General features: G+C 37.2%; 24 protein-coding genes and 1 tRNA gene. 20 read left to right on the forward strand and 5 right to left on the reverse strand.

All coding sequences use genetic code 11. From position 1 onward, the window contains the following. The first annotated feature begins 98 nt into the window (after positions 1-98). On the forward strand, positions 99-485 hold the full coding sequence (locus NSQ61_RS02385) for a hypothetical protein (RefSeq protein ID WP_063388067.1): 387 nt from the start codon (positions 99-101) through the stop codon (positions 483-485). Positions 486-520: 35 nt separating this feature from the next. On the opposite strand, the gene ispG is transcribed toward NSQ61_RS02385, so the two are convergent. Both ispG and NSQ61_RS02395 read right to left on the reverse strand, forming a co-directional pair. Next, positions 521-1,627: a flavodoxin-dependent (E)-4-hydroxy-3-methylbut-2-enyl-diphosphate synthase gene (ispG, locus tag NSQ61_RS02390; RefSeq protein WP_094246222.1), complete on the reverse strand. Its 1,107-nt coding sequence runs from the start codon at positions 1,625-1,627 to the stop codon at positions 521-523. Positions 1,628-1,722: 95 nt separating this feature from the next. Further along, positions 1,723-2,025 (reverse strand): hypothetical protein, encoded by a 303-nt coding sequence (locus tag NSQ61_RS02395; protein ID WP_327856465.1) that lies wholly within the window; start codon positions 2,023-2,025, stop codon positions 1,723-1,725. 496 nt (positions 2,026-2,521) lie between these two features. Between NSQ61_RS02395 and NSQ61_RS02400 the strand changes: the two genes are divergently transcribed. Beyond that, entirely contained in the window at positions 2,522-3,736 is a 1,215-nt protein-coding gene (locus NSQ61_RS02400; RefSeq protein ID WP_340805799.1) for an MFS transporter, read from the forward strand. Positions 3,737-3,813: 77 nt separating this feature from the next. Continuing rightward, entirely contained in the window at positions 3,814-5,511 is a 1,698-nt protein-coding gene (locus tag NSQ61_RS02405) for a methyl-accepting chemotaxis protein (RefSeq protein ID WP_340805801.1), read from the forward strand. 52 nt (positions 5,512-5,563) lie between these two features. Here the strand turns inward: NSQ61_RS02405 and NSQ61_RS02410 are convergent, their stop codons facing one another. Beyond that, positions 5,564-6,346 carry a DUF1189 domain-containing protein gene (locus tag NSQ61_RS02410; RefSeq protein ID WP_066247566.1) on the reverse strand — a complete coding sequence of 261 codons (783 nt, stop codon included), beginning with the start codon at positions 6,344-6,346 and terminating at the stop codon, positions 5,564-5,566. A gap of 362 nt (positions 6,347-6,708) precedes the next feature. Between NSQ61_RS02410 and NSQ61_RS02415 the strand changes: the two genes are divergently transcribed. The 10 genes from NSQ61_RS02415 to phoU all read left to right on the forward strand — a co-directional run bounded on the left by NSQ61_RS02415 (position 6,709) and on the right by phoU (position 16,056). Further along, positions 6,709-8,340, forward strand: a complete 1,632-nt coding sequence (locus NSQ61_RS02415; RefSeq protein ID WP_063388072.1) for a Na/Pi cotransporter family protein — start codon at positions 6,709-6,711, stop codon at positions 8,338-8,340. Between the two features lie 56 nt (positions 8,341-8,396). Further along, positions 8,397-8,879 (forward strand): DUF456 domain-containing protein, encoded by a 483-nt coding sequence (locus NSQ61_RS02420; protein ID WP_063388073.1) that lies wholly within the window; start codon positions 8,397-8,399, stop codon positions 8,877-8,879. A 56-nt stretch (positions 8,880-8,935) separates the two neighbouring features. Then, a tRNA-Ile gene (locus NSQ61_RS02425) sits at positions 8,936-9,009 on the forward strand. Between the two features lie 138 nt (positions 9,010-9,147). Further along, positions 9,148-9,756, forward strand: coding sequence for a superoxide dismutase SodA (gene sodA / locus NSQ61_RS02430; protein ID WP_063388074.1), 609 nt, complete (start codon positions 9,148-9,150; stop codon positions 9,754-9,756). Between the two features lie 405 nt (positions 9,757-10,161). Then, a complete protein-coding gene (locus NSQ61_RS02435) occupies positions 10,162-11,442 on the forward strand; it encodes an MFS transporter (RefSeq protein WP_130156341.1) in 1,281 nt (426 codons plus the stop codon). Positions 11,443-11,603: 161 nt separating this feature from the next. Beyond that, positions 11,604-12,590, forward strand: a complete 987-nt coding sequence (locus tag NSQ61_RS02440; RefSeq protein WP_063388076.1) for a PstS family phosphate ABC transporter substrate-binding protein — start codon at positions 11,604-11,606, stop codon at positions 12,588-12,590. 73 nt (positions 12,591-12,663) lie between these two features. Further along, a complete protein-coding gene (gene pstC, locus NSQ61_RS02445) occupies positions 12,664-13,605 on the forward strand; it encodes a phosphate ABC transporter permease subunit PstC (RefSeq protein WP_063388077.1) in 942 nt (313 codons plus the stop codon). A gap of 1 nt (position 13,606) precedes the next feature. Beyond that, positions 13,607-14,485 (forward strand): phosphate ABC transporter permease PstA, encoded by an 879-nt coding sequence (pstA, locus tag NSQ61_RS02450; protein ID WP_327856459.1) that lies wholly within the window; start codon positions 13,607-13,609, stop codon positions 14,483-14,485. Between the two features lie 84 nt (positions 14,486-14,569). Then, a complete protein-coding gene (gene pstB / locus NSQ61_RS02455; RefSeq protein ID WP_269467022.1) occupies positions 14,570-15,361 on the forward strand; it encodes a phosphate ABC transporter ATP-binding protein PstB in 792 nt (263 codons plus the stop codon). Positions 15,362-15,402: 41 nt separating this feature from the next. Beyond that, a complete protein-coding gene (phoU, locus tag NSQ61_RS02460) occupies positions 15,403-16,056 on the forward strand; it encodes a phosphate signaling complex protein PhoU (protein WP_063388079.1) in 654 nt (217 codons plus the stop codon). A 543-nt stretch (positions 16,057-16,599) separates the two neighbouring features. Here the strand turns inward: phoU and NSQ61_RS02465 are convergent. Then, the gene (locus tag NSQ61_RS02465) at positions 16,600-17,145 is read right to left on the reverse strand and encodes an endolytic transglycosylase MltG (RefSeq protein ID WP_066247568.1); all 546 of its coding nucleotides are present in this window, start codon (positions 17,143-17,145) and stop codon (positions 16,600-16,602) included. Continuing rightward, positions 17,142-17,507 (reverse strand): DUF6115 domain-containing protein, encoded by a 366-nt coding sequence (locus NSQ61_RS02470; RefSeq protein ID WP_063388081.1) that lies wholly within the window; start codon positions 17,505-17,507, stop codon positions 17,142-17,144. The genes NSQ61_RS02465 and NSQ61_RS02470 overlap by 4 nt, the downstream gene beginning before the upstream one ends. A 219-nt stretch (positions 17,508-17,726) precedes the next feature. Here NSQ61_RS02470 and rpmG point away from each other — a divergent pair, with 219 nt between their 5' ends. The 7 genes from rpmG to NSQ61_RS02505 all read left to right on the forward strand — a co-directional run bounded on the left by rpmG (position 17,727) and on the right by NSQ61_RS02505 (position 24,820). After that, a complete protein-coding gene (gene rpmG, locus NSQ61_RS02475; protein WP_063388082.1) occupies positions 17,727-17,876 on the forward strand; it encodes a 50S ribosomal protein L33 in 150 nt (49 codons plus the stop codon). Between the two features lie 67 nt (positions 17,877-17,943). Then, complete coding sequence (locus tag NSQ61_RS02480; RefSeq protein ID WP_063388083.1) at positions 17,944-18,513, forward strand: 5-formyltetrahydrofolate cyclo-ligase; 570 nt, start codon at positions 17,944-17,946, stop codon at positions 18,511-18,513. Continuing rightward, positions 18,510-19,301, forward strand: coding sequence for a DUF92 domain-containing protein (locus NSQ61_RS02485; RefSeq protein ID WP_340805805.1), 792 nt, complete (start codon positions 18,510-18,512; stop codon positions 19,299-19,301). Before NSQ61_RS02480 ends, NSQ61_RS02485 begins: the two co-directional genes overlap by 4 nt. Positions 19,302-19,610: 309 nt before the next feature. Continuing rightward, complete coding sequence (locus tag NSQ61_RS02490; protein WP_063388085.1) at positions 19,611-21,140, forward strand: rhomboid family protein; 1,530 nt, start codon at positions 19,611-19,613, stop codon at positions 21,138-21,140. An 86-nt stretch (positions 21,141-21,226) separates the two neighbouring features. After that, entirely contained in the window at positions 21,227-21,457 is a 231-nt protein-coding gene (locus tag NSQ61_RS02495) for a YqgQ family protein (protein ID WP_340805806.1), read from the forward strand. Then, complete coding sequence (locus NSQ61_RS02500; RefSeq protein WP_130156351.1) at positions 21,447-22,415, forward strand: ROK family glucokinase; 969 nt, start codon at positions 21,447-21,449, stop codon at positions 22,413-22,415. Before NSQ61_RS02495 ends, NSQ61_RS02500 begins: the two co-directional genes overlap by 11 nt. A gap of 494 nt (positions 22,416-22,909) precedes the next feature. Next, positions 22,910-24,820 (forward strand): LTA synthase family protein, encoded by a 1,911-nt coding sequence (locus tag NSQ61_RS02505; RefSeq protein ID WP_066247574.1) that lies wholly within the window; start codon positions 22,910-22,912, stop codon positions 24,818-24,820. Positions 24,821-24,867: the final 47 nt, after the last annotated feature.

The raw sequence follows: 24,867 nt of genomic DNA on the forward strand, positions 1-24,867 counted from the left end.
CCAACATTAGATCCTATTTGAAAACATTTCCATAATAATGGGAATTGATTTGCTTATACTATAAATGCTCCTATCTTTTGAAAGCGAGGGATATGGCAATGGCAAACAAAAATTTCCCACATGCCGGCAAATCAACTGAAATAAATGCCATTCAGGAAAACCGAAATTTTGAAAACCGGAATAATGAAAACCGAGATTATCTAGAAGAAACCGCAGCAGAAGCTGGAGCAGTTGAATCTAGAAATACAAATGAAACATATAATTATAATAATGACGCCGATGAAGCTGGCGGCCGCAATTTAGGATGGCTGGCGCTGGCACTATCGATTATTTCTTTATTTGTTTTGCCCGTTTTATTAGGAGCATCGGGTATCATTATAGGGTTTATCGCCCGTCGGCGCGGTGCGGAAAATCTGGGAGCATGGGCGATCGGAATAGGTATCGTTTCCTTGCTGCTTGGAATTTTCGTATTACCGTTTTTTTAACAAAAACAAAAAGCTTGGGGCATCTGCTCCAAGCTTTAAACTTTTTCCTTTTCTTGTTTTTTGAAATATTCTTCAGCGATTAAATCCACTTCTTTTTTTAATTCTTCGACCATTGTTTCTTCCGGAACTTTCCGAACAATTTTTCCTTTTCTAAAAAGCAATCCTTCGCCTCGTGCACCAGCAATTCCAATATCGGCTTCTCTCGCTTCGCCTGGACCGTTTACTGCGCATCCTAAAACAGCTACTTTGATTGGCGCACGAATTTTTGAAATATATTCTTCGACTTCATTCGCGATTTTAATGAGATCTATTTCAATTCTTCCGCATGTAGGGCATGAAATAAGTGTTGCTGCATTGGCAGCCAGGCCGAATGATTTCAGCAATTCCCGGGCAACCTTCACCTCTTCGACGGGATCAGCGCTTAATGATATACGCAAAGTATTGCCGATGCCTTTGCTTAAAATGGCTCCAAGGCCGGCAGCGCTTTTGATTGTTCCCGCAAACAAAGTGCCAGATTCGGTAATCCCTAAATGGAGCGGATAATCAAACGCTTTTGCAGCTTTTTCATATGCTTCGATTGAAAGCCGTACATCAGATGCTTTTAAAGAAACGATAATATCGTGAAAATCAAGATCCTCTAAAATTTTTATGTGATGCAATGCACTTTCAACCATTCCGTCAGCAGTAGGATAGCCGTACTTTTCTAAAATCCTTTTTTCAAGTGAACCGGCGTTTACTCCAATTCTGATTGGAATGTTTCTTTCTTTCGCAGCCTTCACAACGGCTTCTACTTTTTCCCTTCGCCCGATGTTCCCCGGGTTAATCCGTATTTTATCTGCTCCGCCTTCAATCGCTTTTAAAGCGAGCCGGTAATCAAAATGTATATCGACAACTAGAGGAATGTTAATGCGTTTTTTGATTTCTGGAATTGCATTTGCAGCCCGTTCATCAGGACAAGCAACACGAACGATTTGACAACCTGCTTCTTCCAGTCTGTGAATTTCTTTTACTGTGGCTTCAACATCATGCGTTTTCGTTGTGGTCATGCTTTGAATGACTACTTCATTATTTCCGCCAATTTGAATGTTGCCTACTTTGACTGGACGTGTTTTCGTACGATGTGTGATTTCGCCCACGTTTATCGCTCCTTAAATATAAATACGTTTGATGGAACATTTGCCATCCTATGATATTGTACCAATCATAGCCAAGCAATGACAAGAATTAAAAACTTTAACTAATTGTTATATAAGGGGAATTTGTATGTTTTTCCTGCTTGTATACTGTACACATCTTCATTTGAATTTAATTCCCCAAAATCTTTAATAATCTCTTCAATGCTTGCTGGAACAGGCTTATCGTGTATTTTTTCAACAATGGAAAGAACCGTATCTCCTTCCTTCACTTTTACCTCCATAAATTGTTCTTCAGCATGCTGTTCATTTTGTATGGAAGATACAGGTAATGTACCGTTTTTTAAATCATAATAAATAACAAAACTGAAAAAGATAACTAGTAAAGCAGAAAATAAACGTTTCATCTCTATGTTCCCCCGTTTTGTTCTTTATTAACATATATGTTTTTTTATGTACAAACATACCAATTATGTCTTTGCTGGCATACACAAGTGAAAAGTTAGCAAGTTCGGAGGACCTGGGGAGAAATCAACATCTCTTTTCTCGCTTGAGACAAGCTGCTGAAGCTGTTGCAAAGCGAGTTCGACGCTTTTTTCGATCTTTCTGCCTTCTCGAATGGAAAATTTATATAGATTGAAGTTTTCAGGCAATGAGGGCTCAAATTTATGAATTCAGATCCTTTCCAGCTATTCTTTCCGAAAATATTGTTCAAGCTGAAGCCAGTGCCTGAATTAATGCGAGAGGGAAGCTCAGTTAAACCTAAAGGATAGAAGAGGTTGCTTTACGATCGAAGACCATTTTGAAAACGTCCAAGATATTCTTCGGTTTAACGCATTCCCTGCTGTCAAACAATGAATTCATGCATCAATTCGAAATTCGAGTAAACGAAGGGAGATAAATATGAGAGAGCATATCATCATTATGTTATTAGGGATGCTTCCGTTTATGATGGTGCTAGGCAATTCGATGCTGATCCCGATATTGCCGGAGTTTGGACAAGCGCTTGAAATTACAGCTGCACAGACGAGCTTTATTTTAAGCATATTTAATATACCTGCAGCGATCATCATCCCAATCGTAGGTTTCCTTTCCGACCGTTACGGCCGAAAAACATTTATTTTATGGTCGCTTTTATTGCTGATCATAGGGGGGGCTATCTGTTTTTTCAGCGGTTTTGTCAACAAATCTATTGCTTTTTGGACATTGTTAGCTGGACGTTTGGTGCAAGGGCTTGGCACAGGAGGAATATCGTCTCTAGCCATGTCATTAGCAGGAGACATGTTTACGGCCGAAAAACGGGATCGAGCTCTTGCCGTTTTAGAAGTGTTCAACGGAACTGCAAAAGTAGCCGCTCCCATTTTAGGAGCTTTGTTAGCCCTTGTAGCATGGTATTTTCCATTCATTCTTTTCCCTATTATTGGAACTCTCTTGCTTTTTTTCATTCTTTTTTTTATAAAGGCTTCTCCATCAGGCGAGGAAAAAATATCGCTTCACGAATATGTGCAAAGAATAGCTGATGTGTTAAAGGTGCAAAAAGTGCGATTGTTATCTCTTTACCTGTATGGCGGTACAAGTATGTTTTTGCTTTTTGGGCTGCTGTATTACTTAGCCTATTTAATTGAAGAGTTATATCATATCGATGGATTCTTTAAAGGATTTGTATACTCTTTTCCGTTAGGCGCATTATCTATATCGTCTTATTGGACAGGAAAGCGATTGGACTATGTAAAAAACCGTTTTCTTTTTTTATTGGTAGGGATGTTCATGACGTTTTTATCATTTTTCAGTTTTTTGATTTTTCAACAGTTTTCGCTATTTTTGTTTTTTATCACTATTTCATTTGGCGGCTTAGGTTTTGTGCTGCCGGTTATTAATTCGTTGATTATATCAAGTGTTGATGATGCAGAAAGAGGGATTGTAGTTAGCTTATACGGGATGGCGCGTTTTTTAGGGGTTGCGCTCGGACCGGTTGTTTTTAGCTTGTGGATTGGCAATGAACAGTTGTTGTTTAAGCTTTTATTTTTTATGTTGTCGCTCGTTCAATGTTTACTCCTATACGTATTTAAAAATGATTGGAAAATAGTATGTAGCAAAATGTGGAGGAATTTACAATAAAAATAAAAAAACTTTAAATTCCCTTAATAATCTTTTGTCATAATGCTGTTAAGCTTATAAAGGGGGAAATCATAATAGTGAAAAAGAAGAGAAAGAACATGTCGATAGGAGAGCGAATACCTCTATCTGTAAGATTGATTTTGTTTGCGCTCATGCTTCTTATTAGTTCGATAACTGTTGTCGGTTATACTGCTTACCAAAAAGCAAGTGAAACAACTTTTAATTTGATAGAGGATCGATTAAAAAGGGAAGTATATATGACAGAGATTGCTGCCAGCAATCTTCTGTATGCTTATGTAAATAGCTCTGATGATTTTTTCGAAAGATTTGATAAAGAAGTCGTTCAAAGGCAATCCTCCCAGCTGATTCAGGACGGTTTAAATGCTGACTTTTTTTTCGTTCGAAATGAAAAGGCCACACCATTTTCGGTTAGCGTTAAAACAAAAACTCAAATCCCAGCTGCAATTGTAAAGGAAATAACGAAAAAAAATAGTGGAATTATTCATAAATCTTTCAATGGACAAGATTATACGTTGGCCTTTAAAGAAATGCAGGAATTGAAAGGAATTTTTTTGCTTGCCGTTCCGACAGAAAGCTATATTAAGCCTGTGCATGAACTAGCTTACAATACAATCTGGATTGGAATAATCAGCGTCCTTTTTATGATGGGAATTTTGTTTTTAGCTGTCAGAAGTATGACAAAACCGTTGACGATTTTGAGGGAAAAAATGAGAAAAATGCGTGAAGGAGATATTCAGCTTGATTTAAACATAAATACAAATCTTCCAGAAATCCTTTCGCTCATCAAAAGCTTTAAGCAATTGGCAGGCTATTTGGGGATGATGATTCAAAGGATTAATACCACGACAGAAAATTTGTTTTCGACAGGCCGGAAGCTTAAACACTCTTCTGATGACGTATTAACATTACATACGAATCTTGTTGAAGCGATTGAAATGGTGAAAAACGGTGCGCAGCAAACAGCTTCAAGCTCTGAAGAAAGCGCAAAAGTATTTCATTCCATGAAAAATACAGTTCAAACTGTGCTGGAGAGAATAGAGCGCCTTTTCTCAAGCGTACAGGGCATGAACCGATCAGCCAACACGGGAGAACAAAATATGAGACAGATGATCGAATCGTTAAATCGCTTTGAAAAAGAATGCAAAACTATGTCTAAAACGATCCAAAGTGTTCGAGATCATTCGACGGCGATTGAAAAGGTTGTGGAAATGATATATGCAATATCTGAGAAAACAAAGCTATTGTCATTAAATGCAACAATTGAAGCAGCAAGAGCTGGAGAAGAAGGCAAAGGATTTGCTATCGTTGCTGAGGAAGTCCGAAAATTGGCTGAACAGTCATCCAAAGCGACGGAAGACATAGCACAGTCTGTAAAAATGATGGATGATATTTCTCAGAGCGCTTATCAGCAGTTTAAGCTAATTTTGGAGCTTGTGCAAAACCATTTAGAAGTTGCAGGTAAATCGCGGCTTTCATTTGATCAACTAGTAGATGAGATTGGAAAAGTGAATGAAATATTGTCTGAAACAAGACACAGCTTACATACTTTAGATGATTGGCTCCCTAAAATGGAGCAATCTGCTGAAAATTTTTTATCAGTCTCTCAAGAAACGTTTGCCAGTGCAGAGCAAATGCAGTCTGTCGCAAAAGTACAGATGGAACAAATTCGCGAAACCCATGCTATTGGACTAACTTTAATGGAACTGTCCGAATCTCTAAAGTCCACTACAAACAAATTTCAGTTTAAATCATAGTGTTAATAACCCCCTTAAGGCAGAGTTGGAAATTCTGCCTTAAGGGGGTTTTCTATGCAGCTTTTACTGGCTGTTTCGGGCTCGGGATTTCTTTTAATACAAGATATAAAACAGTTATATGTACAAACCAGTTTATATAAAGAGCAAAGGATATATCGATGAGAAAAAAGTTCATAATGGCAAAAAACACGGTTGCAAGCGTGACGCTGTAGGCTGAAATAGTCCAAAGCTGTTTAAAATTTAATCTTTTTCCCATCCTTTTTTTAAACAACAGCCCGACAATAGCTAAAAACGTAATTTCCACAAATTTAGAAGTGGCTGACATCGCAAATAGTGTGACAGATATCACGGGAATGATAATCGGAGCAACTTCAGACAGCTGTTTGATGGCAGCTGTCAAATCCTCTTTTGTTATCTCTGTTTCCTGAAAAAAGTTATACTCGAGCTGCTGCATTGTGCCATTGGAAACGAAAACAAATTCATTCGATAAGATGCCGATGACGTTTTCCTGCCATTTCAAGTCATCCCTTGTGAAAGTTCCTTTTGGGTCAAAAATAATTGTATATTGATCATGCTTTGCTTTCACAACCGCATTTTCCTCGGATTTTAAAGTTCCGTTATGAATGGTGAATTCAGGGATTTTTTCATTTATCGTTTGGTCAAGCCCGTTTATAGCATTTACAATAGCTAAGTTTAAATATATGCAATTGGGCAGGGCGGCAAGAAAGGCCAATAAAAATCCATAAAGAATGGGTTTGCCGATTTTTTGAAATCTAGTAAGAGCGATTGTTTTTGGAGAGTATATGCTTTTAAAAAGGAGGACAAATAAATTCATTGATCGAAACACTTCCTTTTATAACATTTCTATTTGATTGTACCAATGAAACAAAAATAATGAAAATAAGTTATATAGGCGATTCGGCAATAAGAATAACAATTGTGAACAAAATGTAAAATTTTTTTGTTAAATTTAAAATATAAAAGTAACATGTGTGGGAGGAACATGTTAAAAATTAATTTTATTTGCGGGGCATATCGGTTTCGTCCATTATTATAGACAGAAGCTGCAGGAGCCTGCACCGATTGCAAAATAAAAAAATTGGATTTGAAGGAATTTGGTAATGGGAAATGTAAACGTTTCTTTTTCAAAAATGATTTAACCGTTAATATATTTGGAAAAATAAGGAGGTGAAACGAGTGGATGTAGATGTTCAAAAAATATTATTTGAATTTCTTGGCGGGATTGGAATTTTTTTATTTGCGATTAAAAGTATGGGAGAAGGTATGCAAAAATTCTCCGGAGATAAATTACGAGATATTTTGGATAAGTTTACGACAAACCCTATTATGGGTATTTTTGCTGGGATGTTTGTGACAATGTTAATTCAATCAAGCAGCGGTACAACTGTTTTAACGGTTGGTCTCGTTTCTGCCGGCTTCATGAGCTTAAAGCAAGCAATAGGCGTGATCATGGGAGCAAATATCGGAACGACTGTTACGGCATTTATTATCGGATTCGATATCGAAGCTTATGCCTTGCCAATTTTATTTATAGGTTCTGTTCTTTTATTTTTTTCTAAAAACAAAAAAATAAACAGCATCGGGCAGGTGATCTTTGGATTTGGCGCTTTGTTTTTTGGGCTTGAATTGATGGGAGACGGCATGAAGCCGTTAAGATCATTAGAAATTTTTCATGACTTGACTGTCAGCATAAGTGCAAATCCGCTGCTTGGCGTTGTAATTGGAACCGTTTTTACAATCATCGTTCAAAGTTCAAGTGCGACGATTGGGATTTTGCAAATGATGTTTTCACAAGGGTTAATTGATCTCAACGCTGCGCTGCCTTTATTATTCGGTGATAATATCGGAACAACCATCACAGCAGTTTTGGCATCAATTGGAGCATCGATTGCTGCTAAACGGGCTGCTTTGACGCATGTAATGTTTAATTTAATCGGAACGGCAATTTTTCTAATTATTTTACCAATTTTCAAATATTTTATCGAATCATTGCAAGCCCATTTGTATTTAAATCCTGAAATGACCATTGCCTTTGCTCATGGAATATTTAATGTTGTCAATACGATCGTTCAAGCGCCGTTCATCGGTGCACTTGCACTGCTTGTCACAAAAGTTATACCTGGTGAAGATTTAGCGATAGAGTATAAAGCGAAGCATTTGGATCCAATTTTTATTGAACAGTCACCAACCATTGCTTTAGGGCAAGCGAAGGAAGAAGTGCTTCGGATGGGTCAATATGCATCATTAGGGCTAGAGGAAACGAGACAATTTTTGATGACAAATCAGCAGAAGCACGCACAAATGGCGATGCAGCTTGAAGAGGCGATCAATAATTTAGATAGGAAAATAACAGATTATCTCGTATTGATTTCTGGAAAAGATATGTCGCAAAATGATTCACGCCGACATTCCATTTTAATGGATACTGTTCGAGATATTGAACGAATCGGCGACCATTTTGAAAATATAGTGGAGCTTATTGATTATAAAAATAATAATAAAGTCACCATTACTGAGCAGGCATTGGAAGATTTATTGGAAATGTTTGAAATTACCTTGCAAAATGTGAAGGATGCGATCGACGCTTTAGATGATAACGATGTTGTATTAGCAAAAAAAGTATTGAAATCTGAAGAAAAAATCGATAGAATGGAACGCACTTTACGCAAAAAACATATTATCCGCATTAATGAAGGGATTTGTACCGGACAAGGCGGAATAGTATATGTAGATATTATCAGCAACTTAGAACGAATTGGCGACCACTCGGTGAATATTGCGGAAGCTGTTTTAGGATACCGTCAATAATCGTTTCAAGTGGATTAAATTGTTCATTGATTTCTAATTTCTAGGAGGATAAGCAAATGGATGTAATCATTTGGATTTTGATCATTGCTCTTTTTATCTTATCTTTTGTCGGGCTGCTTTTCCCCATTTTACCGTCAGCGTTATTGATTGTAGCAGCCTTTTTTATCTATGGAATTTGTTTTAGCTTCAGCCAGTTAACCATTTCATTTTGGGTTGTTGAAAGTATGTTCATCATTCTTTTATTCCTATCGGATTATTTGGCAAATATGGTAGGAGTTAAACGGTTTGGTGGAAGTAAAGCAGCCGGATGGGGAAGTACGATTGGTTTAATTGCCGGGCCATTTATCATCCCGTTTGTTGGCATTATTTTAGGACCTTTTTTAGGGGCTGTTGCGGCAGAGCTTCTCGTACACCGCAAAACATTTAGCGAGGCTGTAAAGGTTGGAGTCGGTTCTTTATTGGGGTTGTTGGCGAGCACAGTAGCAAAAGGGCTGATTCAGCTGTTGATGATCATTCATTTTCTTTATACAATATTCTAAATTAGCCATTGACTTCAACAGCTATTTAGTGATAATTTACTTATGTGTTTGAAAAAGGACCCTTAGCTCAGCTGGTTAGAGCAGACGGCTCATAACCGTCCGGTCGCAGGTTCGAATCCTGCAGGGTCCATAAAATTAGTCGAATAATGTAACCGCTTTTTTAATTGCACATTAATTGCATCATTTTAATAAGTTTGGTAATCTGAATATGAAAGCTTCAAGGCAGAAAGCATTTAGTACATATTAATCATTAAGGAGGAGATTCATTATGGCTTATGAATTACCTAAATTGCCATACGACTATGATGCATTGGAACCTCATATTGACAAAGAAACAATGACGATTCACCACACAAAACATCATAACACATATGTGACGAACTTGAACGCTGCTTTGGAAGGTCAGACTGAACTTTTATCTAAAAGTGTAGAAGACTTAATCTCTAATTTAGACGCTGTTCCTGAATCTGTTCGTACAGCTGTTCGAAATAATGGAGGAGGACATGCAAATCACAGCTTGTTCTGGACCATCCTCTCACCGAATGGAGGCGGCGAGCCAACTGGAGAATTAGCAGAAGCAATTAACAAAAAATTTGGAAGTTTTGAAGCTTTTAAAGAAGAATTTGCTAAAGCTGCTGCTGGTCGTTTTGGCTCCGGCTGGGCATGGTTGGTTGTAAACAACGGCGAGCTTGAAATTACAAGCACTCCAAACCAAGACAATCCTCTTATGGAAGGGAAAACTCCAATTTTAGGCCTTGATGTTTGGGAGCATGCTTATTACTTAAAATACCAAAACCGTCGTCCTGAATATATTGCAGCGTTTTGGAATGTTGTGAATTGGGACGAAGTGGCAAAACGCTACAGCGCTGCAAAATAAACTGTTATAAGAGGCTGAGATATTCGAATCTCAGCCTTTTTTTATTTGGCGCGCCCAGCTAAGCTGATATCTGCTAGTTAGTGCAAGTCCAACTCGAGTAAATGCCAGGACGCTCGGTAGCTGACAGGCAACTGGTGGAGAAACTAGACCTTGAAATCAACAAAGAAAAATCCAAACTGGTCAGCCTATGGGACGACACAAACGGATTTGACTTTCTGGACAGCCCCTTGAAATCAGTTTTCTACTCTACTATTTTTTTGGAAATGACTGACATAATTTGCGTTTCAGCGGTTTCTGTGCATTTTTTTGAGGTTGATCACTGAAAGGTAACGAAAACACCTTTCTTTATACATAACTCCCCTTTAGCTAGGAAAAATAGTAGTAGCAAGTAAAGGGGAGTTTTATATGATAAACGTCAAAAAATGGATTGGATCAAGAAAAACAGACCATGATTTAATGCTGCTGTTGATGATCGGCGGTTTTTATTCATTAAGCATTGCACTTTCGAATACGTTCGTAAATGTTTATTTATGGAAACAGTCAGGGGAATTGATTGATTTAGGATTATACAATTTATTTATTGTCATTTTTCAGCCGCTTGCTTTCATTATTGCTGGGAAAGTATCCAAAAAAATTGATCGAGTCGTTGTACTTCGCCTAGGAGTGTCCTTTTTAGCCGCATTTTTTCTAACCGTTTTAGTTTTAAAAGATCAAGCTGTCAACTACATGTATTTGTTAGGTGCAATCATTGGCATCGGCTACGGTTTTTATTGGCTAGCCTTTAATGTGTTGACATTTGAAATTACTGAACCGGAAACACGGGACTTTTTTAATGGCTTTCTTGGGATATTAACTTCCCTTTCAGGGATGATTGGACCGATGTTAGCCGGTCTGATTATTTCAAGACTTACAAATACTATTGGGTATAAAGTGATTTTTGCAGTTTCGTTAATGTTATTTACTGTTGCTGTCATGTTGAGCTTCTTTTTTACGTCTAGAAAAGCTCACGGAGATTACATTTTATTGAAAATCATTCAAGAAAGAAAAAGAAACAAAAATTGGAGATTAATTACAAACGCTCATGTGTTTCAAGGATTGCGTGAAGGAACATTTACATTTTTCATTAATGTGTTTGTATACATCGTGACCAAAAGTGAGATGGCTTTAGGTACATTTAGTTTTCTAAATTCTTTCGTAGCCTTTTTCACTTATATTGTGGCTTCTCGGTGGATTACGAAAAAAATGAGGAAAAAAGCTATTCTAGCCGGCGGGCTTATGCTATACTTTTCCTTGTTTCTCATTTTATTTCAAATTTCCTATGAAAGATTGTTAATATATGCTATTGCAATCGGAATTGCCTATCCAATTTTGCTTGTTCCGTACTCTTCGATCACGTATGATGTGATTGGAAAAGGGTGGAATATTGCGCAAGCAAGGATCGAATATATTGTTGTTCGAGAAATTTTTCTAAATGCAGGAAGAATCCTATCGATCCTCTTTTTTATTTTTACAGTTGCTTTGACAAATGAAACAAAAACCATTCCTTTTTTATTGCTCTTAATAGGTTCAGGCCATGCGTTCATATATCTGTTTGTTAAACAAATTAGGCTGAAAGAAAGCAACCGCCCGTTAAAACAAGAAAAGCGCATACACAGGCCAAATCTAGCGGATGGAGAGAAGGGATAAAATAAATGCGGAATGCCGTTTACGCAGCATCATCTGTTTTTTATACACACAAAAAACAAGCTTTACAAAAGCTTTACATTCTATTAAAACTTGTTTAATACTTGAAAGTTAATCTTATATACGTAAGATGAGATCACGAAATAATAGGGGGAAGTAACCGAATGAAAAATTTTAAATTTTTGGCGTCATCCATTATGATCAGTTCTGTATTAGCTTTTGCAGCAGCCTGCGGTAATTCGGATGATGCAAACACAAATGGTTCAAACTCCGGACAGCAATCATCTTCAGAAAGCGGATCAAGCGAGCAAAAATTAGAAGGTGAAATCGCTATTGATGGATCATCAACTGTTGGTCCGATAATGGAAGCTGTTTCTGAAGAATTTGCTGCAGAACATCCTGATGTAAAAGCTCCAATTGGAATTTCAGGAACAGGCGGAGGCTTTGAAAAATTTACAGCTGGTGAAACTGATATTTCTAACGCATCTCGCCCAATTAAAGACGAAGAGAAAAAAGTTGCTGAAGAAAATGGTATTGAATATACAGAATTCAAAATTGCTTTTGACGGTTTATCCGTTGTTGTAAACAAAGAAAATGACTGGGTCGATAAACTTACGATCGAAGATTTAGCAAAAATTTGGAAAGGCGAGCCGAAAAAATGGTCTGACATCAACCCTGAGTGGCCGGATGAAAAAATTAAATACTTCTCGCCTGGTACAGATTCCGGTACGTATGATTATTTTGATGAAGTTGTTTTAGGCGGTGAGCCGATTGTAAAAGATGCGACATTGTCCGAAGACGATAACGTACTTGTAAAAGGAGTCGCTAACGATAAAAATGCAATAGGTTATTTCGGCTATGCATACTATTTAGAAAATAAAGACCAGTTGAAAGTTGTACCGATTGTAAACTCTAAAGGGGAAGCAGTCGAGCCGACAAATGAAACGATTGAAAAAGGAACTTATGAACCGCTTTCCCGTCCGCTATTCTTTTATGTGAACAACAAATCATTAAAAGAAAAGCCGCAAGTGTATGAATACGTGAAGTTTGCCTTGGAAAACGCTGGGCAATTGGCAGAGGAAGTTGGCTATGTAAAACTTCCGCAAGAGCAATATGATGAACAGTTAAAAACGCTTGAAGGTTTAAAATAAAAATAAATAGACTGGTTGGATGAGAAGCATCCTTGCTTCTCATCTTCCTATGGGCATGAAAGGGGTTTTCATGATGGCTTTATCTGCAGGAAAATCGGTTCGGGAAATGATCAAAGAGAAAAAAACAAAAAAATCCACGCGCGATTTTATGGAAAAAATGGTCCCAGCCGTTTTATTTGTTGCAGCAGCTATTTCCATCTTAACAACTATCGGAATCATTGCTACTCTTGCTACAGAAACAATCATGTTTTTTTCACGAGTTTCTTTTTTTGAATTTATCACTGAAAAAGAATGGTATCCGTTTTTAAAAGATGATGCCTCATATGGAATCATGGCTCTTGTTTCTGGCACGCTTTTAGTAACGGTTATTGCCATGATTGTTGCGCTTCCAGTCGGTCTTGCATCTGCTATTTTTTTGAGTGAGTATGCGTCAGATCGGACAAGAAGGATTATCAAACCGATTTTAGAGGTTTTGGCAGGAATTCCAACTATTGTATATGGTTTTTTTGCTCTGACGTTTGTTACTCCTCTCTTGCAAAAATTGATCCCTGATATTGGCTTTTTCAATGCATTAAGCCCGGGCATTGTTGTTGGAATTATGATTATTCCGATGATTGCTTCCCTTTCAGAAGATGCGATGAGCTCTGTTCCGAATTCCATTCGAGAAGGCGCACTTGCTTTAGGTGCGACAAAATTTGAGGTGGCTTTAAAAGTAGTACTTCCTGCTGCCACATCGGGAGTCGTTGCCTCGTTCGTACTAGGAATTTCCCGTGCGATTGGCGAAACAATGATTGTCACATTGGCTGGAGGAGCCACTCCAAAATTAACGTTTGATCCAACTGAATCTATTCAAACGATGACGGCTTATATCGTTCAAGTCAGCACGGGCGATGCGGGATACGGAACAACAATCTATTACAGCATTTATGCTGTCGGGGCCACGCTTTTTGTCTTTACAATGCTGATGAATTTATTAGCTCAATTTATCTCGCGCCGATTCAGGGAGGAATATTAACATGAAGTACATTGATCAAACGGTTGTTCGAAAAATGATGGGCAAAAGGACTATGAAAAATCGTTTTTTTCAAACACTGTTTTTTGTATCTACCATCTTCGCTTTAGTAGTCCTTGCTATTCTGTTATACCGGATATTCACTCAAGGAATTAGTTATGTAACACCGGAATTTTTCCAAAATTTTGCCTCTAGAAGAGCTTCTGCATCAGGAATAAAAGCAGCCCTGGTCGGCTCAATTTGGGTTATGGGAGTGGTCATTCCAATTTCCCTCCTGCTTGGTGTAGGAACAGCTATCTATTTAGAGGAATATGCGAAAAAAAATAAACTTACAAATTTTATTCAGGCGAATATTTCGAATTTGGCGGGTGTCCCATCTATTGTTTTTGGTTTGTTGGGGCTTACAGTATTTGTTCGGGGAATGGATTTAGGCAGAAGCATTTTGGCAGGCGGTTTAACGATGAGTTTATTAATATTGCCAGTTATTGTCGTGGCGGCACAAGAAGCGATCCGTTCGGTTCCGAAAGAGTTACGTGAAGCTTCTTATGGAATGGGAGCAACGAAATGGCAAACAATTTATCGAATTGTTCTTCCAGCTGCAATTCCTGGAATTCTTACCGGAAGCATTTTAGCTTTTTCACGAGCTATTGGAGAAACTGCCCCTCTTCTTGTGGCGGGTGCATTTGTATTTGTTAACTATTTACCAGAGAATTTATTAAGCTCCTATACGGTTATGCCGATTCAAATTTACAATTGGGCTTCGCGACCTCAAGCAGAATTTCAAAATGTAGCAGCTGCCGGAATCATTGTGTTGTTTATTTTCTTAATTGTAATGAATTCGATTGCGGTGTTGATTCGAAACAAATTTCAAAAGCGTTATTAAATGGGTTTTCCTAAAAGGATGAAGGAGGTTTTTATTTTGGCAATTACTGAATTGAAAAAAACTGAACTGAAAAAAGAACAAGAAATCGTTTATGAACAAAATAGCGAAGACAAGAATGAAAAGAAAATTGTCTATAAAACGAACGGCTTAAATTTATGGTACGGTGATGATCAAGCTCTAAAAAACATTGATTTAGACATTTATGAAAATGAAGTAACTGCAATCATCGGTCCTTCTGGATGCGGAAAGTCGACTTATATCAAAACATTGAATCGAATGGTCGAGCTGATTCCATCCGTTCGAATCAACGGTGAAATATTATATCGCGGAAAAAATATATTTGATAAATCTTATCGTGTTGAAGAACTGCGCACTCAAGTCGGCATGGTTTTCCAAAAGCCGAACCCGTTTCCGAAATCTATTTATGACAATATTGCGTATGGACCGAGAATACACGGCATCCGTGATAAAAAAATATTGGATGAAATCGTCGAAAAAAGTTTAAGAGGCGCGGCTATATGGGATGAAGTAAAAGATCGGTTGAAGGAAAACGCGTATGGCCTGTCAGGAGGACAACAGCAGCGTTTATGTATTGCGCGTTGTTTAGCAATTGAACCTGATGTGATTTTGATGGACGAACCAACGTCAGCGCTTGATCCGATTTCTACGTTGAAAATTGAGGAATTGGTTCAAGAATTAAAGAAAGATTACAGCATTATTATTGTAACGCATAACATGCAGCAAGCTGCACGTATATCTGATAAAACTGCCTTTTTCTTAAACGGAGAAGTTATCGAATTTGGCGAAACCGACCAAATCTTTTCTAATCCGTCAGATAAGCGGACGGAAGATTATATTACAGGACGCTTCGGATAATAATTGTTTTGAATAACACGGTTCATGTTGGAGGAAAAAAAATGAGAGAAAAATTCGAACTTGACTTGAACACGTTACACACCAAGTTAATTGAAATCGGCAGTTTGACGGAAGTTGCATTAGGCAAATCAATCCGCGCATTAGAAAAGCAGGATATCGATTTGGCTATTGAAGTATTAGAGCAAGATGTGAATGTCGATCAGCTCGAAGAGGAAATTAATGACTTTGCAATTCTTTTAATTGCAAAGCAGCAGCCCGTTGCGATTGATCTAAGAAGAATCATTGTTTCCATTAAAATAGCTGCTGATATCGAACGAATGGCAGATAACGCAGTCAACATCGCAAAATCAGCAATTCGAATTGGAAATGAACCGCTTATAAAACCGCTTGAACAAATCACAAAAATGCACAAGCTGGCATCAGAAATGCTGTCTTTATCGCTGAAAGCTTACCATGAGGAAGATGTTGCATTAGCAAGAAAAATAGCCGAAATAGACGATGAAGTAGATGATTTATATGGTGAAGCAATTAAGGAGCTTTTGCAAATTATTCCTGAGAACTTAGAGTATATGAATCAAATTACCCAGCTCTCTCTTGTAGCAAGATTTATTGAACGTACTGCTGACCATGCGACGAATATCGCGGAAAATGTTTTATATTTAGTTAAAGGCCGCCATTATGCTTTAAATGATTAAAGGTTTGCCGTTTTCAGGCAAACCTTTTTTATATAAATAAAATCGCTATGTTATTCGTAAATGGTTCCGCGATACTAAAAAGCCCCTCCTAGTGCTAAAATAAATTTTGGTTCGCCGCCCAAATTTATCTAGATAGGAAGGGAACTTTTTATGTCTTTCGATTTAAATAGTTTATTGAATATAAAATGGAATTGTAAGTATTATATCGTGTCTATGTCTGAAATATAAGAGACAAGTGTTATGGAAAAATTTCGGGCAGAGCATAGGGCAATTTTGTGAAAGAAAAGGCATGGAATTTTGGTGGGCTTTTATAAGTACTATTGATTAAAAAAAGACAATTAAAAGCCGAGAAAAGCACAAAATTGAGGCTGGGACAATGATCTTGGAATGACAATAATCAACACGGTCGGGAATGGGAGAAAAATGATAAGGGCAATCTTTTTGTGGTTCTGAACTTCACCATTTTGAGTTTTGAAAAACTTCCTTTTTTTACAAACGGCTGGTTTCAAACCTTATTTATAAAAAAACGGATCGCAGCCCCTTTTATCTTGTAAGGGCTTCTGCGATCTCGTAGTAGCTCATCCCTTTTTTTACTTCAAAAGTTCCAATTTGTACACGCTTATGATAATCGTGTTTAATTAAGTATTGATTAAATTTGGAGGCGGAATCAATAATGCCCGATTGTTCAAGTATTTTTGATACGTCGCTTGTCGTCATGCCTTCTTTAATATTTACTTTTACAGGTTTTACCTCAGTTTGTTGGTTATTGTTCTTTTGTTCTTGGTTTTGATTTTGTGCATTTTGGTTTTGTGCATTTTGATTTTGCTGCTTCTGCTGCTGTTCATTTTGTTGAGGTGTTTTATTCAGATTTTTTACTTTTGTATCTTTGTAAGAAAGAAATTCTTCATATTCTTTATTGGATACAGCAATTTTATTATTTTGAGCTAAATACTCGTTAACTGATTTGTCCGTCAACTCTTTTTCAGCCACAACCTTTTGATCATAGTTCCCTAAATAAAAAGTGAGGGTCAAAATTGAGGTGGAAACGATCATCCCTGCTGAGAATGCTTGTAAAATTCGTTTATTCATGATAGTTCCCTCTTATTTTGTTCGATTATTAGCTTTACTTCATCGGTTGTGGCATTTTCCGATTTTGCAATTTCAGCAATTGACATGCCTTGCTGATATTTTGATAGAATTTTGTTTTTCGTGTAATAATCAAAGTGTATAACGGACTGTGTGTCTTGCGAAACAGGCTTTGTGTTTGTTCCTTGCAGCAATTCTTCTTCCAATACCCTCATTTTCTTTTTCATTTTGTATATTTCTTGCATCGCAGAAACGGATAAATGCTCAACTTCTTGTTCCAACTCTTTTATATCGTCACGCTGAGTATAAGCAATTCCTAATAAAGCAATGCTGACAAGGAAAAGAATAATAATCACAATTTCCATGCATCTCACCTTCCATTAGTTGTCCCTTTATTGTTATATCATATATTTTAATAGAACAAAACGGCTTTTAACGAAATTTCATGTTAACTTAAAAAAAATGTAATTTGAAACGACTTGAAACTTTGTGTTCAAAAATAAACATAATGTAGATTTTACAATGCAAAAATGATATTATATAAAAGTCTGAATTTGAACATGAAATAGTTTGGAGGGAAAGATATGCGCGTAAATATTACTCTTGCTTGCACAGAATGCGGCGATAGAAATTATATCTCTACAAAAAATAAACGTACAAACACAGAACGCATCGAATTGAAAAAATATTGTCCAAGATGCAAAAGTCATGCTTTGCATCGTGAAACGAAGTAAAAGCAGTGGGAAGATATTTCCTGCTGTTTTTTTATTATAAAAAAGGTAAATGGGAGGAATTTTTAAGTTGGAAAAAAAATTTGAAATCAGAAATGAAGTGAAACGGATGTTAAAAAACATGGGGCATGAATTGCATGCGGACTGGTCAAACAAAATTGCTGAAACTCTTTTTGAAACAGACTATTGGCAGGAGGCGAATACCATTGGCCTTACAGTATCCAAAGGCTTCGAGGTCGATACAAAAAGTTTATTTTTTCGCTGCTGGCAGGAAAAGAAAAAAACAGCTGTGCCTAAATGCGACCCAAATATAAAAGAAATGGAGTTCAGGGAAATAAAATCGTTTGATCAATTAGAGAATGTTTATTTAGATTTACAGGAGCCGATCTTTGAGCAAACAACACTCATAACGCCAAAAGAAATTGACTTGCTCATCGTCCCTGGCATCTGCTTCGACCGGCGTGGGCACAGGATCGGATATGGCGGGGGTTATTTTGATCGTTATTTACATAAATACGCAAATGTAACTATTGCGCTTGCTTTTTCCTTTCAAATAGTTGAGGAAGTGCCGATTGAATCCCATGATATTCCGGTTGATATCATCATTACTGAAAAAGAATTGGTGGAGTGCAGGAAATGATCATTCCTTTATTGTTCATTATTTTTATTGCGACTATCGCTTATATTTCCTATAAGTCAAAAGCTTTGTCGATTTCTGGAGCAATAAGCTCCGTATTTGTCGGCGCTAGCATCTATTTTAGTTTTGGTTTTCTAGGGCTGGTCCCCCTTGGATTATTTTTTGCGTCATCAAGCATGATCAGTAAATGGAAGAAGGAACGAAAAGCGCAAATGACATCAATTCTTGAAAAAGGGGAAAGACGCGACTATGTTCAAGTGCTGGCAAATGGCGGGATTCCAGTATTGATCAGCATTTTCAATATAGTGGATCATGATGACCGCAATTTTTGGTTCATTCTTTTAACCATTTCATTCGCTTGCGCCAACGCGGACACATGGGCTTCCGAAATTGGCAGCTTAAGCCGAATAAAACCGATTCTTTTATTTCCTCCAAAATTTGTCGAAAAAGGAACATCAGGTGCTGTTACCGTTCTCGGAACTTTTGCTTCCATCCTCGGTTCTTCGTTTGTTGCGCTGGGGAGTTCTTTTTTTATAAAAAATGATGCTCAAATTTTACCTTTCATTATATTATTTGGATTTATTGGAGCTTTGATTGACACGCTGTTCGGATGCTTTTTTCAACGAAAAAATAAATGTCTCGTCTGCCATGCTGAAACGGAAAAAAGAATACATTGCGGGGAATATACGGTAAAGACGAAAGGTTTTGTCTGGATGAATAATGACGCAGTCAATTTTTTATCAATTTTCATTGCAACAGTAATTGCATATTTTATTTTGGATAAAAATTGAGCAAAAAGTTTATTTTAATTAATGGAGGGATTAAATATGAAGCGATTAAAAAGAATTCTTCTAGTATTCGGCATTTTCTTCATATATTCAAATCGATACAAAATTATGAACGTATGCCTAAAAAGCAAATGGATGCGTGAGAAATTTATTCAACTGACAATGCAGATACCGCTAATTGGCAGGAAATTTCTCCAAGGTGCTTTTAAATAGGTGGAAATGGAAAGCTGAATCGTTTTTGATTCAGCTTTTTTCTTCAAACTGCCCTTCCACATTGGTATAATAAAGGAAAAACATGCGGAGAGATTTTAAATGGGGACTCAGCTAGATTTTATTTTTTGGAAAATTTTGCGAAGTCTTGTGGTGGAGCATAATTACAGGCTAATCAATATATCCGGCGATCATTCGGAGGTTTGGCTTGAGCCGTTTCGCAACAAATATTTTCAGCTTGTACGATTTGTCAGAAAAGATATTGACTGGGGAAATTGGATCTCTCAAGACATTGAACATACGGCGCATATTTTTGAAACGATCCGAAAACAATCTATGAGAAGGGACTTAAATATTCTTAACATTTATGTGACCACATTTCCTCCTGTTGATGATTGGGAATTTCGGATTAAAGAACCTTTTGCGCATGGGAAAACAGTCGTCAAAACAATGCTGCTGGATCAAGAGCATATAATGGAAAAAACAGGTGATTTGGAAGATGCTCTTTCGGCTTCGTTGAAAAAACTTGATTATGCAGCAGAAGAATCAAATTTTGAATCAGTTGAACGAATAAAAGAAGAAATATTTTCTTATATAAAAAGGCAGGAAAGGCTGGAACGCTCCTTTTTTGAAAATGGCAGGCCTTTCTTTACATATGTTTTTTTAACAGCACAAATTGTGATGTTTTTTCTTCTTGAATGGTACGGGGGAAGCACAAATTCTGATACTCTTATAAAATTTGGAGCGAAATACAATCCTGCCATTTACGATGGCGAATGGTGGAGATTTTTTTCACCAATTTTATTGCATATCGGTTTTTTGCATTTGATTATGAACTCTTTAGCCCTTTATTATATTGGAATGACTGTTGAAAAAATGTATGGTTCGATTCGATTTTTGCTTATATACTTGTTTGCCGGATTTACTGGTTCGCTTGCAAGCTTTGCTTTCAGCCCCTTTTTGTCCGCAGGTGCATCAGGTGCGATATTCGGCTTGTTCGGTGCGCTCTTGTTTTTAGGAGTGTTAAACCCTAAATTGTTTTTCCGTACAATAGGACCCAACATCTTGATTGTAGTTTTAATTAACTTAATGCTTGGCTGGGCGATTCCGAATGTGGACAACGCTGGTCATATAGGCGGTTTAATTGGCGGATTTCTGGCAGCTTTTGTTCTTCAGATTCCAAGGATGTCCAAATTTTTCACGAGAGCAGTGGGGCTTATTTTATCGATCATCTTCGTTTTCGGTCTTGGGTATTATGGATATGAAATAGCCCCTAAGCGCAATTCGGAAATGGCTTTAGCAAGGGCGCAGGCACTAATTGAGAACAAGGAGTTCCAAAAGGCTTCCGAAGTGCTTTCGGAAGCGAAGGAGCTTGATGATGCAAAAGTTGAAATCATCTATTTACTTGCTTATACGGAATATCGTTTGAACAATGTGGCAAGCTCAATTGAATATTTAAACAATGTATTGGAAAAAGATCCGACATTTCATCAAGCTTATTATGTACTTAGCCTAATATATGCGGAACAGAATGATGTTGTGAAAGCACAAGAAGCGATTGATAAGGCATTGAAGCTTGATCCGGGAAAAGCGGAATATCAGCAGCTAAAACAACAGCTTGACAATCTATAGCTCGATGACTTGTTCGGAAGTTTTCAAAAAAAGAACTTTAGCAATATGTGCAGCTTATCCGCATTTTTATTTAGAAGGTGATGTTTTTGAAAACGATTTACGACATACAACAGCTTTTAAAACGTTTCGGTACTATCATATACATCGGGGATCGTGTGGCTGATCTTGAATTAATGGAGGAGGAGGTCAAGCAGCTGTTTGAGTCGCAACTGATTGACGCAAAAGAATTTGAAATGGCCATGCTATTGTTAAGACGAGAAATAATGATAGAAAAAGATAAGAGAAAAAGAGTAAAGGATGAAAATTATGATCGATAATTGGCTAGTTGGTGTGGACTTAGGGGGAACTACGATAAAAATTGCATTTATCAATATAAATGGAGATATTATTGAAAAATGGGAAATCCCTACCGATAAATCAGGAAAAAATATTGTTAGTGATATTTCTCAATCTATATACGAAAAGTTGAAAGAACTTGGTGAATCGAAGCAAAAGCTGATTGGAATCGGCATGGGGGCGCCTGGCCCTGTCGATTTAACAGAGGGAATCATTTCTAGAACTGTCAATATTGGATGGGAAAATAATTATCCGCTTAAGAAAAATCTTGAAAAAGAAACTGGTTTGCAAGTAATCGTTGATAATGATGCCAACCTTGCAGCTCTTGGTGAAATGTGGAAAGGAGCGGGGAATGGAGAAAGGGATTTAATATGCGTCACACTCGGAACGGGAGTCGGCGGAGGAATCATTGCAAATGGAGAAATAATCCATGGGAAAAATAGCGCAGGCGGAGAAATCGGCCATATAACTTCCGTTTTGCATGGAGGTTTTCCGTGCAACTGCGGAAAAACGGGCTGCCTGGAAACGGTCGCCTCTGCAACTGGAATAGTTCGAATGGCTATAGCCAAAATGGAAGAGTTTAATGGGAGATCAACGCTGAATCGAGAATTGGAAAGAAAAGGATCGATCACTGCAAAAGATGTGTTTGATGCTGCGAAAAACGGCGATGAGATGGCATTGCAGGTTGTCGACGACATGACGATGCATCTTGGTCTTGCTCTTGCCAACTTGGCTACTGCTTTAAATCCTTCCAAAATTATCATTGGCGGTGGAGTATCAAAGGCTGGGGAATTTTTAATAAAAAGAGTTAAAAATGTTTTTCAACAGTTCGTTTTTCATGAAGCTTCCGCAGCAGATATTGCTCTTGCAACGCTTGGCAATGATGCAGGTGTAATTGGCGGCGCATGGCTGGTTAAAACGTACATACTTGAAAATTGAGAAAGACTAAAAAGGAATTGTCCGATAAGTCCCTAAAATGAAGTAAGTGGAGAAAAACAATGTGTTTCTCTCCACTTGCTTTTATATTTGTTCGATTTTCATCTGAAAGTAGCTGGCGGATGCCGGCTACTTTCAGTATGTGTGCGCTAAAGCCACAATCCCAAACTCGACATGTACCTTGTCGAGGTCCAGCAAAGAAAATCTGATAGCGCTTTTAAAAAAGGCGTATTTTTTTGGCAGCCAAATTTGGATTATAACAAATTCTGTTTATATGAAACTTTTTTAATTTTTGTCCGTCTAAACATAATAGGTACTGAGATAAAATAATATATAAAAAGCTAGCATCTTATTGTAAATATATTGTAAAAAAACATTGATTTTTTTTGGAAGAAGTATTAAGATAATCTTTAGTTATTCACTAAGATGCCTAAAAAATGGAAAAAAAACACTTAAGTGTAGAAATGCGCAGGTCCACCGTTTGAGGAGGTAAAAAAATGCGTAAAAGCACATTTTCAAAAATTTCTTTTTTGTTATTAGCGACATTTTTTATGTGGATTAAAACGTACATTGTCTACAAAACTAGCTTTGATATAAAAATAGAAAATTTCAAGCAAGAGATTATTTTATTCATCAATCCGCTGAGCTTTTTGCTGTTTGTTTTTGGTATTGGATTATTTATGAAAGACAAAAACCGGAATCGCTGGGTGATCGGTGCCAGCATTGTGATGACCTTTCTCTTATTAGCTAATGTTGTTTTTTATCGGTTTTATAACGACTTTTTGACTATTCCCGTGCTCTTCCAAGCTAGCAATATGGGAGATTTGGGAAGCAGCATAACCGAGCTGATTCAACCTGTCGATATATTAATGTTTGTTGATATAGCCATTTTAATTTGGCTTTCACGGAGACCTGTTTTCCGCAAACAGGAAAAATTAATGCGCAAAGAAAAAACAGCATATTATTTAATGGTTGCAGCTGTGTTTTTCTTTAATCTTGGATTGGCTGAAACAGAGCGTCCGCAGCTTTTAACAAGAACGTTTGACAGGGAGATGCTCGTCAAAAATATTGGTGTATACAATTTTCATATTTACGATTCTTTGCTGCAGTCCAAAACGTCTGCACAACGTGCGTTAGCTGACAGCAATAACTTGGTCGAAATTCAAAATTATTTAAATGCGAACAAAAAAGAACCTAGTAAAGAAATGAATGGAATTGCAAAAGGTAGAAATGTCATTATCGTCTCTATGGAGTCGTTCCAAAACTTTGTTATCAATCAGAAATTGAACGGACAAGAAATTACTCCGTTTTTAAATGATTTTATTAAACAAAGCTACTATTTTGATAATTTTTACCATCAAACAGGACAAGGCAAAACATCAGATTCAGAATTTTTATTGGAAAATTCTTTGTATCCGTTGGGAAGAGGCTCAGTCTTCTTTACAAATGCGAACAATGAGTACAATGCAACTCCGGAAATTTTAAAGGATTACGGTTATTACACAGCTGTATTTCATGCAAATAACCGCACATTCTGGAATCGCGATGTGATGTATAATTCTCTCGGATACGACCGTTTCTTTGATGTCAGAGATTATAATGTGACGGAAGAAAATTCGGTAGGATGGGGATTGAAGGATATTGACTTCTTTAAGCAGTCGGTACAATTATTGAAAAATGTTCCTCAGCCTTTTTATACGAAATATATTACATTAACGAACCATTTTCCGTTTGAGTTGGGTGAAGAAGATAAATTGATTGATGAATTTGATTCTGAAGATGGAGTCGTGAATCGCTATTTTACGACGGTTCGTTATACAGATGAAGCCTTGAAAGTGTTCATCGAAGATCTAAAAAAAGCTGGACTATATGAAAATTCAATTATTATATTGTACGGCGACCATTACGGTATTTCCGAAAACCATAACAAAGCGATGGCACAATTTTTAGGAAAAGAGGAAATTACGCCGCTTGATACGATTCAGCTGCAAAAAGTTCCGTTAATTATCCATATTCCAGGGGTTACCGATAAAAATCCGAAAGTGTTCCATCAAGTCGCCGGGCAAATTGACTTGAAGCCAACTATTTTAAACCTGCTAGGCATTGATACGAAAAACGATATCGAATTTGGTACAGATATTTTTTCAAAAGACCGTATTCCGTTTGCTGTGTTAAGGGACGGCAGCTTTATTACGGATCAATATGTGTATACAAGAGGAATATGCTATGACAAATCAACAGGCGAAGCTGTTGAGGATAAAAATGCATGTGAACCATATATGGAAAAAGCGAAAAATGAGCTTGATTATTCGGATGAAATTATTTATGGTGACCTGCTGCGGTTTTTTGACAAAGAGGATGAATCATCTCCGAATTCAACCGAGCAGCAAGCTGCAAAAAAACAGTAAAAGGCTCTGGCCATTAGGTCAGAGCTTTTTTTATACGTTTTATTAAT

It is taken from the genome of Aeribacillus sp. FSL K6-1121 (assembly GCF_038003725.1).
GTDB lineage: Bacteria > Bacillota > Bacilli > Bacillales > Aeribacillaceae > Aeribacillus > Aeribacillus composti.

What these genes read in the sequence shown, in the direction of transcription:
- NSQ61_RS02385 (WP_063388067.1), top strand. Translation starts at nt 99, where the DNA reads ATGGCAAACAAAAATTTCCCACATGCCGGCAAATCAACTGAAATAAAT.
- NSQ61_RS02395 (WP_327856465.1), bottom strand. Translation starts at nt 2,025, where the DNA reads ATGAAACGTTTATTTTCTGCTTTACTAGTTATCTTTTTCAGTTTTGTT.
- NSQ61_RS02400 (WP_340805799.1), top strand. Translation starts at nt 2,522, where the DNA reads ATGAGAGAGCATATCATCATTATGTTATTAGGGATGCTTCCGTTTATG.
- NSQ61_RS02410 (WP_066247566.1), bottom strand. Translation starts at nt 6,346, where the DNA reads ATGAATTTATTTGTCCTCCTTTTTAAAAGCATATACTCTCCAAAAACA.
- NSQ61_RS02420 (WP_063388073.1), top strand. Translation starts at nt 8,397, where the DNA reads ATGGATGTAATCATTTGGATTTTGATCATTGCTCTTTTTATCTTATCT.
- sodA (WP_063388074.1), top strand. Translation starts at nt 9,148, where the DNA reads ATGGCTTATGAATTACCTAAATTGCCATACGACTATGATGCATTGGAA.
- NSQ61_RS02435 (WP_130156341.1), top strand. Translation starts at nt 10,162, where the DNA reads ATGATAAACGTCAAAAAATGGATTGGATCAAGAAAAACAGACCATGAT.
- NSQ61_RS02440 (WP_063388076.1), top strand. Translation starts at nt 11,604, where the DNA reads ATGAAAAATTTTAAATTTTTGGCGTCATCCATTATGATCAGTTCTGTA.
- pstC (WP_063388077.1), top strand. Translation starts at nt 12,664, where the DNA reads ATGGCTTTATCTGCAGGAAAATCGGTTCGGGAAATGATCAAAGAGAAA.
- pstA (WP_327856459.1), top strand. Translation starts at nt 13,607, where the DNA reads ATGAAGTACATTGATCAAACGGTTGTTCGAAAAATGATGGGCAAAAGG.
- phoU (WP_063388079.1), top strand. Translation starts at nt 15,403, where the DNA reads ATGAGAGAAAAATTCGAACTTGACTTGAACACGTTACACACCAAGTTA.
- NSQ61_RS02465 (WP_066247568.1), bottom strand. Translation starts at nt 17,145, where the DNA reads ATGAATAAACGAATTTTACAAGCATTCTCAGCAGGGATGATCGTTTCC.
- NSQ61_RS02470 (WP_063388081.1), bottom strand. Translation starts at nt 17,507, where the DNA reads ATGGAAATTGTGATTATTATTCTTTTCCTTGTCAGCATTGCTTTATTA.
- rpmG (WP_063388082.1), top strand. Translation starts at nt 17,727, where the DNA reads ATGCGCGTAAATATTACTCTTGCTTGCACAGAATGCGGCGATAGAAAT.
- NSQ61_RS02485 (WP_340805805.1), top strand. Translation starts at nt 18,510, where the DNA reads ATGATCATTCCTTTATTGTTCATTATTTTTATTGCGACTATCGCTTAT.
- NSQ61_RS02490 (WP_063388085.1), top strand. Translation starts at nt 19,611, where the DNA reads ATGGGGACTCAGCTAGATTTTATTTTTTGGAAAATTTTGCGAAGTCTT.
- NSQ61_RS02500 (WP_130156351.1), top strand. Translation starts at nt 21,447, where the DNA reads ATGATCGATAATTGGCTAGTTGGTGTGGACTTAGGGGGAACTACGATA.
- NSQ61_RS02505 (WP_066247574.1), top strand. Translation starts at nt 22,910, where the DNA reads ATGCGTAAAAGCACATTTTCAAAAATTTCTTTTTTGTTATTAGCGACA.